The organism is Burkholderia sola, assembly GCF_905400185.1.
In the GTDB taxonomy this organism is placed as follows: Bacteria; Pseudomonadota; Gammaproteobacteria; order Burkholderiales; family Burkholderiaceae; genus Burkholderia; species Burkholderia sola.
This window is the reverse complement of record NZ_FR989675.1, coordinates 2058274-2070238: the sequence shown is the minus strand read 5'-3', so window position 1 is coordinate 2070238 and position 11965 is coordinate 2058274. Positions and strand designations below refer to the sequence as shown.

At 68.7% G+C, this 11965-nt stretch carries 11 protein-coding genes; 7 read left to right on the top strand and 4 right to left on the bottom strand.

The window, feature by feature from the left end; genetic code table 11:
* Positions 1-3: 3 nt before the first annotated feature.
* Entirely contained in the window at positions 4-564 is a 561-nt protein-coding gene (locus KR541_RS09455; RefSeq protein ID WP_089488503.1) for a group III truncated hemoglobin, read from the bottom strand.
* Between the two features lie 252 nt (positions 565-816).
* Here KR541_RS09455 and KR541_RS09450 point away from each other — a divergent pair, with 252 nt between their 5' ends.
* Together KR541_RS09450 and clpB are read left to right on the top strand one after the other, a co-directional pair.
* On the top strand, positions 817-1335 hold the full coding sequence (locus KR541_RS09450) for an Rrf2 family transcriptional regulator (protein WP_050013223.1): 519 nt from the start codon (positions 817-819) through the stop codon (positions 1333-1335).
* Between the two features lie 158 nt (positions 1336-1493).
* On the top strand, positions 1494-4091 hold the full coding sequence (clpB, locus tag KR541_RS09445; RefSeq protein WP_050013222.1) for an ATP-dependent chaperone ClpB: 2598 nt from the start codon (positions 1494-1496) through the stop codon (positions 4089-4091).
* 134 nt (positions 4092-4225) lie between these two features.
* Here the strand turns inward: clpB and KR541_RS09440 are convergent, their stop codons facing one another.
* Together KR541_RS09440 and KR541_RS09435 are read right to left on the bottom strand one after the other, a co-directional pair.
* Positions 4226-4654: a YidB family protein gene (locus tag KR541_RS09440; protein WP_050013221.1), complete on the bottom strand. Its 429-nt coding sequence runs from the start codon at positions 4652-4654 to the stop codon at positions 4226-4228.
* Positions 4655-4744: 90 nt separating this feature from the next.
* A complete protein-coding gene (locus KR541_RS09435) occupies positions 4745-5356 on the bottom strand; it encodes a ComEA family DNA-binding protein (RefSeq protein ID WP_050013220.1) in 612 nt (203 codons plus the stop codon).
* 296 nt (positions 5357-5652) lie between these two features.
* Here KR541_RS09435 and KR541_RS09430 point away from each other — a divergent pair, with 296 nt between their 5' ends.
* Both KR541_RS09430 and KR541_RS09425 read left to right on the top strand, forming a co-directional pair.
* Positions 5653-6114, top strand: coding sequence for a MerR family transcriptional regulator (locus KR541_RS09430; RefSeq protein ID WP_089488502.1), 462 nt, complete (start codon positions 5653-5655; stop codon positions 6112-6114).
* Complete coding sequence (locus KR541_RS09425; protein ID WP_050013218.1) at positions 6098-6532, top strand: carboxymuconolactone decarboxylase family protein; 435 nt, start codon at positions 6098-6100, stop codon at positions 6530-6532. The genes KR541_RS09430 and KR541_RS09425 overlap by 17 nt, the downstream gene beginning before the upstream one ends.
* Positions 6533-6551: 19 nt before the next feature.
* Here KR541_RS09425 and KR541_RS09420 read toward each other — a convergent pair whose 3' ends face one another.
* Positions 6552-8471, bottom strand: coding sequence for a sigma-54-dependent Fis family transcriptional regulator (locus tag KR541_RS09420; protein WP_216089520.1), 1920 nt, complete (start codon positions 8469-8471; stop codon positions 6552-6554).
* A gap of 533 nt (positions 8472-9004) precedes the next feature.
* On the opposite strand from KR541_RS09420, the gene KR541_RS09415 reads away from it, so the two are divergent.
* From KR541_RS09415 to KR541_RS09405, 3 genes are all read left to right on the top strand, one after another.
* Positions 9005-10063 (top strand): ATP-NAD kinase family protein, encoded by a 1059-nt coding sequence (locus KR541_RS09415; protein WP_216089519.1) that lies wholly within the window; start codon positions 9005-9007, stop codon positions 10061-10063.
* A 57-nt stretch (positions 10064-10120) separates the two neighbouring features.
* A complete protein-coding gene (locus KR541_RS09410; RefSeq protein WP_050013215.1) occupies positions 10121-10897 on the top strand; it encodes an SDR family NAD(P)-dependent oxidoreductase in 777 nt (258 codons plus the stop codon).
* 78 nt (positions 10898-10975) lie between these two features.
* A complete protein-coding gene (locus tag KR541_RS09405; protein WP_050013214.1) occupies positions 10976-11959 on the top strand; it encodes a thiamine pyrophosphate-dependent dehydrogenase E1 component subunit alpha in 984 nt (327 codons plus the stop codon).
* The last annotated feature ends 6 nt before the right edge of the window (positions 11960-11965 follow it).

Genomic DNA, 11965 nt, shown 5'->3' with positions numbered 1-11965 from the left:
GTATTACGCGTCCGGGTCGACGCCGCGCCCGATGATCTTCGTCGGAAACGGCTCGCCGCGAGCGCGCGACGGCAACGCGTGCGGATCGTCGCCCGTGTCGCGACGGCGCGGCGCGACCGCGTCGAGCAGCGCCTGCTGTTCGGGCGGAATCCGGTAGTCCCAGCCGAACCGGCTCAACTGCAGGCTCTGCGCGATCCGCAGCGCGGGCTCCATGAAACGGATCGCCGCGGCCGGCGCGTAACGCGCTTCGACGGTGTTCAGGAACAGCGACAGCCAGCGGCTGAAATGGGCCGGCTCGATGCCGTCGAGCGGCTGGTGCGCCTGCTGCACGTTGCCGCGATAGCCCTTGGTGCCGAGCACGAGGCTCGACCAGAACATCACCATCTTCGGCAGATGATCGTCCCAGCGGCCGGCGAGCTTCGCGTCGAACACGGGCCCGAGCAGCGGATCGGCGCGCACGCGGTCGTAAAACGCGTAGACGAGAGCGCGGATGTTGTCTTCGGTCGGCTCGGCGTCGCGGGGGCGGGCCGGTACGGGTTCGGGCGAGGCAGGCAGGGCAGTCATGACAAAAAGGGCCGGTGGAGCAGGGCAGCGACAGGGCGCCGGCGCAGGCAACGAGCAGGACGCCGGCCGGATTTTGACGCAAAATAGCGTCCTGTAACCCCTGGAAAACGTGCAGATATCACGCATCTTATTGCGCGCACGCGATCCCGGCAACCCGGGGCCGCGCCGCGGGATCCTCGATCGGCCTTGCACGCGTCGCGATCGGCCCGGCTCACGTCGTTGGGGCACGATCGATCTTTTCCGTATTCGCTCATGAGACTCACCGACTACACCGACTATTCGCTGCGCGTGATGCTGTACCTCGCCGTGCGCGGCGAGGGACTCGCGACGATCCAGGAGATCTCGGACGCATACGGCATCTCGAAGAACCATCTGATGAAAGTCGTCCAGCAGCTCGGCGAGCTGGGCTGGGTCGACACCGTTCGCGGCCGCAACGGCGGGCTGCGGCTGTTCGCCGATTCGCTGCAACTGACGGTCGGCCAGGTCGTGCGGGCGACCGAAAACGACTTCGCGCTGGTCGGCTGCTTTTCGTCGGATGGCGGCGAGTCGCGCGGCTGCGCGATCGAGCCGCAGTGCCGGCTGAAGGGCGTGCTGGCGGCCGCACGCGATGCGTTCTTCGCGGAACTCGATCGTCACACGCTCGGCGAACTGGCCGAGCCCGCGTCGCCGCTCGCGGCGCTGCTCGGCATCCGTCCGGTCGCGCTCGTGCGCGCCGCGCCGACGCCGGACGAAGCGCCGACGGCCGCCGAGCCGTCGTCCAACGCCCACTGACACGCGGGCGCCGCGGGCCCCTGCGTCCATCCGATCACACCGCCGGGCCGTTTTAAGGGTGTCCGGCATTTTTTGCGCTGAATCAACCCGAATTTCGCTTGAAAGCCGCATAACCATCCTCATCTTGGTGTTAATCGAAAATTGGAGGTCTCAACCAAATGAGAATCGACAAGCTCACCACCAAGTTCCAGGAAGCACTCGCGGACGCGCAAAGCCTCGCGGCCGGCCGCGACAATCAATACATCGAACCCGTTCACGTGCTCGCGGCACTGGTCGCGCAGCAGGACGGATCGGCCCGCTCGCTGATGTCGCGTGCGGGCGTGCACGTGCAGGCGCTGCAAGGCGCGCTGAACGAAGCCATTTCGCGCCTGCCGCAAGTGACGGGCACGGGCGGCGACATCCAGATCGGCCGTGAGTTGGCCGGGCTGCTGAACCAGGCCGACAAGGAAGCGCAGAAGCTCAACGACACGTTCATCGCGAGCGAGATGTTCCTGCTCGCCGTGTCCGACGACAAGGGCGACGCCGGCAAGCTCGCGCGTCAGCACGGCCTCACGCGCAAGGCGCTCGAAGCCGCGATCGCCGCGGTGCGCGGCGGCTCGCAGGTGCACAGCCAGGACGCGGAAAGCCAGCGCGAGGCACTGAAGAAATACACGGTCGACCTGACCGAGCGCGCCCGTGCGGGCAAGCTCGATCCGGTGATCGGCCGCGACGACGAAATCCGCCGTTCGATCCAGATCCTGCAGCGCCGCACCAAGAACAACCCGGTGCTGATCGGCGAGCCGGGCGTCGGCAAGACCGCGATCGTCGAAGGGCTCGCGCAGCGGATCGTCAACGGCGAGGTGCCCGAGACGCTGAAGGGCAAGCGCGTGCTGTCGCTCGACATGGCCGCGCTGCTCGCCGGCGCGAAGTATCGCGGCGAGTTCGAGGAACGCCTGAAGGCGGTGCTTAACGACATCGCGAAGGACGAAGGCCGGACGATCGTCTTCATCGACGAGATCCACACGATGGTCGGCGCGGGCAAGGCCGAAGGCGCGATGGATGCGGGCAACATGCTGAAGCCGGCGCTGTCGCGCGGCGAGCTGCACTGCATCGGCGCGACCACGCTCGACGAATACCGCAAGTACATCGAGAAGGATGCCGCGCTCGAACGCCGCTTCCAGAAGGTGCTCGTCGACGAGCCGAGCGTCGAGGCGACGATCGCGATCCTGCGCGGGCTGCAGGAGAAGTACGAACTGCACCACGGTGTCGACATCACCGACCCGGCGATCGTCGCCGCGGCCGAGCTGTCGCATCGCTACATCACCGACCGCTTCCTGCCCGACAAGGCGATCGACCTGATCGACGAAGCCGCTTCGAAGATCAAGATGGAAATCGATTCGAAGCCCGAAGAGATGGACAAGCTCGACCGTCGTCTGATCCAGCTGAAGATCGAGCGCGAAGCCGTGAAGAAGGAGCAGGACGAAGCGTCGCAGAAGCGCCTGCAGCTGATCGAGGAAGAGATCGACCGCCTCGGCCGCGAATATGCGGACCTGGAAGAGATCTGGACCGCCGAGAAGGCCGCGGTGCAGGGCAGCGCGCAACTGAAGGAAGAGATCGAGAAGGTGCGGGCGGACATCGCGCGCCTGCAGCGTGAAGGCAAGCTCGAGAAGGTCGCCGAGCTGCAGTACGGCAAGCTGCCGCAGCTCGAGTCACAGCTCAAGCAGGTCACGCAGGCCGAAGAGCAGGAGCAGCACAACCCGACGCGCCCGCGCCTGCTGCGCACGCAGGTCGGCGCCGAGGAAATCGCGGAAGTCGTGTCGCGTTCGACCGGGATTCCGGTGTCGCGGATGATGCAGGGCGAACGCGAGAAGCTGCTGCACATCGAGGAAAAGCTGCACGAGCGCGTGGTCGGCCAGGATGAGGCGATCAGCGCGGTGGCCGACGCGATCCGTCGTTCGCGCGCGGGTCTCGCCGATCCGAACCGTCCGTACGGCTCGTTCCTGTTCCTCGGCCCGACGGGGGTCGGCAAGACCGAGCTGTGCAAGGCGCTGGCGTCGTTCCTGTTCGATTCGGAAGAGCATCTGATCCGCATCGACATGAGCGAGTTCATGGAGAAGCACAGCGTCGCGCGGCTGATCGGCGCGCCGCCGGGCTATGTCGGCTACGAGGAAGGCGGCTATCTGACGGAAGCCGTGCGCCGCAAGCCGTACAGCGTGATCCTGCTCGACGAGATCGAGAAGGCGCATCCGGACGTATTCAACGTGCTGCTGCAGGTGCTCGACGACGGCCGCATGACCGACGGGCAGGGGCGCACGGTCGACTTCAAGAACACGGTGATCGTGATGACGTCGAACCTCGGCTCGCAGGTGATCCAGGCGATGACGGGCGCGCCGCAGGACGAGATCAAGGACGCGGTGTGGCTCGAGGTGAAGCAGCATTTCCGCCCCGAGTTCCTGAACCGGATCGACGACGTCGTCGTGTTCCATGCGCTCGACCGCAGCAACATCGAGTCGATCGCGAAGATCCAGCTCGCCCGCCTGCACGACCGGCTCGCGAAACTCGACATGGCGCTCGACGTGTCGCCGTCGGCGCTCGAGCAGATCGCGAAGGTCGGCTACGATCCGGTGTTCGGCGCGCGGCCGCTGAAGCGCGCGATCCAGCAGGAGATCGAGAACCCGGTCGCGAAGCTGATCCTCGCCGGCCGCTTCGGTCCAAAGGACGTGATCCCGGTCGACGTCAACGACGGCCAGTTCGTGTTCGACCGCGTCGTGCACTGATCGCCGGTAATCGGCGGTGCGCCCGGTTCGCACCGCCGGGCGCGCAAAAACAAACACCCCGCTCAGGCGGGGTGTTTGCTTATGGAGCGGCCGAAACGTTCGAAGCGGCCGCCCGGGCTGTCAGGCGTGCGGGCTCAGGCCTTGTTGCCGCCGAACATGCCGGCGAGCTGCGTGAGCGTGCCGAGCACGTTCGACGTGTCGAGCTGGCCGCTGGCCGGCACTTCGCCGTTCGGCGTCGCGCCGTTGACGACGTGCGGCAGCACCTGCGCGAGGATCGACGACGCTTGCGACGGATCGATGCCGACCTTGCTCGCGAGCGAGCCGACGACGTCCGAGCCGAGCACGTTTTGCAGCGTATCCGGCGAGATCGGCTGGTTTTCGCCGGTGCCGACCCACGAACCGATGATCTCGCCGGCGCCGCCGGCCTTGAACTTCTCGATCAGCCCGTTCAGGCCGCCCGGCTGGTTGTTGATGAATTCGAGCGCGGTCGCGATGAGCGCGCTTTGCGAGTTGCCGCCGGCCTGGCCGCCGATCAGACCGCCAACGATGTCGAGGAGACCCATGGTTCTTCACCTTCACTGAAAAGGGCGCCGTGACGACGGCGCCCGTTGAACGAATGCCGCGCGCACGCCGTCGCGCGCGCGCGGCGCACATCAGGCGCCCGACGCCGCGGCGGCGGAGGCGGCCTTGTCCTTCTTGCTCTTCTTCTTCGAACCCTTCGTCGCCTTCGCGGACGACGCGGCGGTCGGTGCGCTCGCGCCGGCGTCGGCGGATGCCGCGGCAGCGGCTGCCGCTTTTTCCTTCTTCGACGCGCGCTTGGTCTTGGCCGGCTTGCTCGCCGCTTCCGGTGCGCTCGCCGACGGCGCGGGCACCGCGGTCGTCGTGCCGGCCGTCGCGGTCGTGGACGTCGAGGCGGTGCCCGCCGACGTCGTGGTCGACGTGCCCGCCGACGTCGTCGCGGCCGGCTTCGACAGCTTCACGCCCTTCGGCGGCGTCGACGCGCCGCCGATCGTCAGGCCGTTTTCCTCGAGATGCCCGACCGACTTCGTGCCGAGGCCCTTCACGCGGTTCGCGAGATCGTCGGCGTCCTTGAACGGGCCGTTCTTGGTGCGTTCGTCGATGATCGCCTTCGACTTCACGGGCCCGAGCCCCTTCACGGATTCGAGCGCGGCCTGGTCGGCCGTGTTGACTTCGACGGCCGCGGCAAGGCCGGCGGCGAGCGACAGCGACAGCGCGACAAACAGCATCAGCAGCTTTTTCAGCATGGCAAGGGCTCCCTGGTTCTGACGGATGAATGGCTGTTGCAACGGACGACGACGCGCGAGCTCGCCGGGCGTCGCCGTTAAGCATAGGACAAATGCGTGCCCTTTTTGAGACAGGCTGACCGAATCTTGCTGAAGGCTTGCGGCGCTGTAAAGGCCGAAACCGCTGCGGGGCGCCGATTTTGACCATTCTTTACGGTGTCGCCGGGTATCGCGAGCGTATCGCGGGTGAACGCGCCACTGGCCGTCAGACAATGCTTGACTTAGAGTGAACTCTAACTCCTAACCTTGTTCCTGCCATGTCGAAAACCGTATCCCAACCCTCCGCCGCCGGTCCGCTGACGATCGGGCAAGTCGCCGAACTGACGGGCGTGTCGACGCACACGCTGCGGTATTACGAGCAGGCTGGGCTGCTGCGCGCGATTTCGCGCACGGCGGCCGGGCACCGGCTCTATGCGCCGGCCGACCTTGACTGGCTGGCCTTTGTGATGCGCCTGAAGGCGACCGGCATGCCGATCGCGCAGATGCAGGCGTTCGCGGTGCTGCGCGAGCAGGGCGCGTCGACGTTCGGCACGCGGCGCGACTTGCTGGTCGCGCATCGCGACGCGGTGCGCGCGCATATCGCGGAGTTGCAGGCGAGCCTCGACGCGATTGGCGACAAGATCGCGTACTACGAGGCGCAGGAACGGGAAACGGAACGACGGGCGAAACCTTCTCACTCTTTATCGGAACAGGACGGACACGATGGAACGACTCGTTGAGGATCGCTACACGCGCGGCTGGAACAAACTGAAGGAAATCGACGGCGAAGCGGGCGAACGCGTGATCGCGGCGCTTGCGCCGATCGCGCCGGACTTCGCGCGGCTCCTGGTCGAATTCAGCTTCGGCGACATCTACAGCCGGCCGCAGCTCGACCTGAAGGCGCGCGAAATCGCGACGATCGCGGCGCTGGCCGCGCTCGGCAACGCGCAGCCGCAACTGAAGGTGCATATCGAGGCCGCGCTGAACGTCGGCTGCACGCGCGACGAGATCGTCGAGGTGTTCATGCAGATGGCCGTGTATGCGGGGATGCCGGCCGCGCTGAACGCGCTGTTCGCCGCGCGCGAGGTGTTCGCGCGGCGCGACGAGGCGGCCGGCGTGACGGACGACGCGAACGAAGCGGCCGGACAGCCCGCATGACGGGGCGTGCGCCCGTGCGTCACGCGCGGTGCGGCGCGACGATCCGGTACTTCGCGATGCGCCGGTACAGCGTCGCGCGCGACATGCCGAGCGCCCGGGCGGTCGCGTCGGGCCGCCAGCGATGCGCGGTGAGCGCGGCGACGATGCGGCCGCGTTCGTCGTCGGGCAGCGCGCCCGGCGGCGCGCCGCCGAGTTGCGCGGCGAGGTCGGCCGGAAGGTCGCGGCGCGTCACGCGCGCGGCGTCGCACACCGCGCACGCATAGCGCAGCACGTTGCGCAGTTGCCGCACGTTGCCCGGCCATGCATACGCGGCGAGCTGTTCGGCGAGCGTCGCGTCGAGCGTGAGCACGTGGCCGGTCGCCTGCGCTTCCTCGGCGAACAGGGCGGCGATCACGTCGCGCACGTCCGCGCGTTCGCGCAGCGGCGGCAGGTCGAACGTCGCGCCGCTCAACCGGTAGTACAGATCCTCGCGGAACGTGCCGTCGGCGACCATCCGCGCGAGATCGCGGTGCGTCGCGCAGATCACGTCGAGATCGACGCGCACGGGCGTATCGCTGCCGAGCGGCACGACCTCGCCGTCGGCGAGCACGCGCAACAGGCGCGTCTGTAGCGCGAGCGGCATGTCACCGATTTCATCGAGAAACAGCGTGCCGCCGTCGGCGAGCGCGATCTTGCCGCGCGCGCCGTGCTTGCGTGCGCCGGTGAACGCGCCGGCCGCATAACCGAACAGTTCGCTCTCGATCAGCGCTTCCGGCAGCGCACCGCAGTTGACGGCGACGAACGGCCGCGCGCGCCGCGCGCCGGCGTCGTGGATCGCGCGGGCGAACACTTCCTTGCCTGCGCCGGTTTCGCCGAGCACGAGGATCGGCAGCCGCTTGCTCGCGACGCGCAGCGCGAGTTCCGCTTGTTGCGCGATGCGCGCATCGCTGCTGTGCAGGAACGGCGTCAGCGCGCCGACGTGACGCGGCGCAGCGGTGCCCGGGCGGCGCGACGCCGCGCCGGGGTCGCGGCCGGCGCGTCGTAGCGGCGCACGCAGCCGCGCGTAGAGCGGGGCGCCGGTCGCGCGCACGCGCAGCGCGACGATCGTGTCGAGCCGCGCGGCGTCGCGCAGCGGCATCTCGGTCGCATCGAAGATCTCGTCGATATGGCGCGGCTCGCGCAGCGCCGGCAGCGCGTCGCGCGCCTGCCGGTTCGCGGCGACGATGTTGCCGCATTCGTCGAATGCGATCAGCCACTCGGGCTGCGCCTCGACGTAGTGACGGTTCGGATGCCCGAACAATATCCAGTGCTGCCCGGTGCTGTGCACGAAGTAGCCGTCCTCGATCAGCGCCGCGCTCTGCCGCACGAGCTGGTAGACGAGACGCTGGCTGTCGCGGCCGTCGGGCGAATGCACGGCCGACGCGTCGAGCACGCCGATCAGTTCGCCGCCCGGCGAGAAGATCGGCGCCGCGCTGCACGTGAGCGTCGTGAACGCCGCGCGAAAGTGATCGGTCTTGTGCACGGTGATCGGCGCGAGATCGGTCAGCACGCTCGCGACGCCGCACGTTCCTTCCTCGCTTTCCGACCAGCACGAGCCGATGTGCAGCCCCGCATGGCGGAAGTCGTTGCGGCGTTCGCGGTCGATCCGGTAGTCGATCGTCACGCCGTGCGCGTCGGTCAGCATCACGCAGTAGTCGGCGACGCGAATCATGTCGTGCAGCCGCGTCAGGCACTGGCCCGACGCGCGCAGGAAGGCTTCCTCCTTGTCGCGCACCTCGCGCAGCTCCGCCGCGGTCAGCACGCGCGGGCCGATCGACGAAGCGGGGTCGAGACGGTAGCGCTCCAGCGACCGTTGCCACGACGACACGAGGCGCGCGGAATCCGCCGGCGCGGGCAGGCGTCCGGCGAGCGCGCCGAGTACACGGTCGGCGTGCTGGGCCTGGGGGACGGCGTAGGGCATGGTCGGCTCCGGTTCCGTACGGCGGGGATGTCGCTGTTCTTGTAGCACATCCGGTTCGGCGAATCACATTGCATCGCAGCACGCGGCGCGCATGAGACGGTCGTCTCACCGGTATCGCGCCGTGTCTCGCGCAGTTGAGACGGCCGCATGCGCGGCGCGCGGCGGCCGTGCGGCGGGGCGTCGCGTGCGCGGCGCGGCGCGAACGCAGGGTTTGCGGGCGGTACGCCGCGCATGCACGGGCGCCGCGGCAATCGCGTCGCCGTATCGGCGACGTGAGACGTCTGCGCGAATTCGACGCGCGCTGCGTCGTCACGGCCGCGCATCCGGAACCCGCGCATGCCCGCCGCGCCAGCGTCCACGCGGGTTTCGCGGCGATCGCACGCACGATGGCATGCCGCTTGCAGTAATGACGGGCAAGCCGCCGCGATCGCGTCGGCGACGACGATCCGCCGCCCGTCGATGGCTGCGGACGAAACAGGCGGAGCCGGCGCGCGTCAATGCGCCGGCTCCGTCGACTGGATGGAGACAAACCCGTGACGACGCCCGTTACCGTCGGCGTGATCGCGAACCCCGCATCGGGGCGCGACATCCGCCGCCTCACGACGCATGCATCCGTGTTTCCGACCGTGGAGAAGGCGAACATGATCGTGCGCCTGCTGGCCGGCCTCGGCGCGATGGGCGTCGAGCGCGTGCTGACGCTGCGCGACCGCACGGGCATCGCGACGCTGCTGCTGCGCGCGATCGACACGCATCGCGCGGTCGCGCCGCACGAGCGCTGGCCCCACGTCGAATTCGTCGACCTGCCGATCACCGACAGCGTCGCCGACACGCAGGCGGGCGCTGCCTATCTGCATCGGATGGAAGTGTCGCTGATCGTCGTGCTCGGCGGCGATGGCACCCATCGCGCGGTGGCCGCGCATTGCGGCGCGACGCCGCTCGTCGCGCTGTCCACCGGCACCAACAACGCGTTTCCCGAACATCGCGAGGCAACCGTCGCGGGCGTCGCCGCGGGGCTCGCCGCGACCGGCGCCGTGCCGGCCGAGGTCGCGTTCGTGCGCAACAAGCGGCTCGTCGTGCGCTGCGTCGCGGGCGCGCAGCCGGGGCGCGAGGAGATTGCGCTCGTCGACGTGTGCGCCGCGCGGCAGCGCTTCATCGGCGCGCGCGCGATTTCCGGCTCCGACGACATCGACTCGCTCTACCTGACGTTCGCGGAACCGGACGGCATCGGCCTGTCCGCGCTCGGCGGCGCGTGGGCGCCGCTCGAGCGCAGCGCGCCGCACGGGCTCTCGATGCGCTTCGCGCAAGCCGGCAACGCGGCCGGCACGCCGCTCGTCGCGCCGATCGCGCCGGGGCGCGTCGATCGTGTCGTGATGCGCAGTTGCGAGCGGCTCGAACCCGGCACGTGGCACGCGATTCCGTTCGAGCGCGGCACGCTCGCGTTCGACGGCGAGCGCGAGATCGAGGTCGCGCGCGGCGATCGCTACGAGATCGCGCTCGACTGGCGCGGGCCGTTGACGGTCGACGTCGGTCGCACGCTGCGCTACGCATCGTCGCGGCAGCTGCTGCGCGCCGCCGGCGCGTGGCACGACTGATACACCGGTTTGACGAAGACGCTTCGCCATCCATAACGATCATCAAGGAGACATCGCATGACAGCCCCTCTCGAAGGACAGGTCGCCATCGTCACGGGCGGCGCGCGCGGCATCGGCCGCGGCATCGCGCTGACGCTTGCCGGCGCCGGCGCGGACATCCTGCTGGCCGACCTGCTCGACGACGCGCTCGACGCCACCGCGCGCGAGGTCCGCGCGCTCGGCCGCCGGGCCGCGATCGCGAAGGTCGACGTCACGCAGGCCGCGCAGGTCGACGCGATGGTCGCGCAGGCGCTCGCCGAACTCGGCCGGCTCGACATCCTCGTGAATTGCGCGGGCGTGATCAGCATTCATCCGGTCGCCGAACTGACCGAGCGCGACTGGGATTTCGTGATGGACGTGAACGCGAAGGGCACGTTCCTCGGCTGCCGGGCGGCACTGGCCCACCTGAAGGCGCAGGGCCGCGGCCGGATCATCAACGTCGCGTCGATCGCGGGCAAGGAAGGCTTTCCGAATCTCGCGCATTACAGCGCATCGAAATTCGCGGTCGTCGGCTTCACCAATGCGCTGGCGAAGGAACTCGCGCGCGACGGCGTAACCGTCAACGCGATCTGTCCCGGCATCGTCCGCACTTACATGTGGGACCGGCTGTCCGACGAATGGAAGACCGACGGCGAATCGGTCGAGCAATCGTGGCAGCGGCACCAGTTGACGCTGATTCCGCAGGGCCGCGCGCAGACGCCGGAAGACATGGGCCGGCTCGCGCTGTTCTTCGCGACGATGGACAACGTGACGGGCCAGGCCGTGAACGTCGACGGCGGCTTCACGTTCCACTGACGGCCGCGAGGCCGTGCAATCCGCCGCCACGGCACGGCCGGGGCGGCATTCGCAGTCAGACCTAACCAGGAGACACACATGACCGCTTCGACACAGCTCGGCAGGGACAAGCTGCTGGACGCCTATCGGCTGATGCGCACGATCCGCGAATTCGAGGAACGCCTGCACGTCGAATTCGCGACCGGCGAGATTCCCGGCTTCGTTCACCTGTACGCGGGCGAGGAGGCGTCCGCCGTCGGCACGATCCTGCACCTCGGCCTCGACGACTACGTGGCCACCACGCACCGCGGCCACGGCCACTGCATTGCGAAGGGCGTCGACGTGCACGGGATGATGGCCGAGATCTACGGCAAGAAGACGGGCGTCTGCCGCGGCAAGGGCGGCTCGATGCACATCGCCGACCTGTCGATGGGGATGCTCGGCGCGAACGGGATCGTCGGCGCGGGCGGCCCGCTCGTGTGCGGCGCGGCGCTCGCGGCCAAGCACAAGAAGACGGGCGGCGTCGGCGTGTGCTTCTTCGGCGACGGCGCGTCGAACCAGGGCGTGATCTTCGAATCGATGAACCTCGCGTCGGTGTGGCGGCTGCCCGCGATCTTCGTCGCCGAAAACAACGGCTATGCGGAAGCGACGTCGTCGAGCTGGTCGGTCGCGACCGACAACATCGCCGATCGCGCGAACGGGTTCGGGATGCCGGGCGTGATCGTCGACGGCTTCGACTTCTTCGCGGTGCACGAGGCGCTCGGCGAGGCCGTCGAACGCGCGCGCAACGGCGGCGGCCCGACGCTCGTCGAGGTGAAGTTCACGCGCTATTTCGGCCACTTCGAGGGCGATGCGCAAACCTACCGCGCGCCGGGCGAGGTGCAGAAGCTGCGCGACGAGAAGGACTGCCTGAAGCATTTCGAAACGCGTGTCGTGCGCGCCGAGGCGCTGACGACCGACGACCTGCGCGCGATCGACGCGCAAGTGAAGGCGTTGATCGACGACGCGGTCGCGCAGGCGAAGGCCGCGCCGCTGCCGGATGCCGCCGACCTGCTGGCCGACGTCTACGTGTCGTATCCGTGAGCGCGG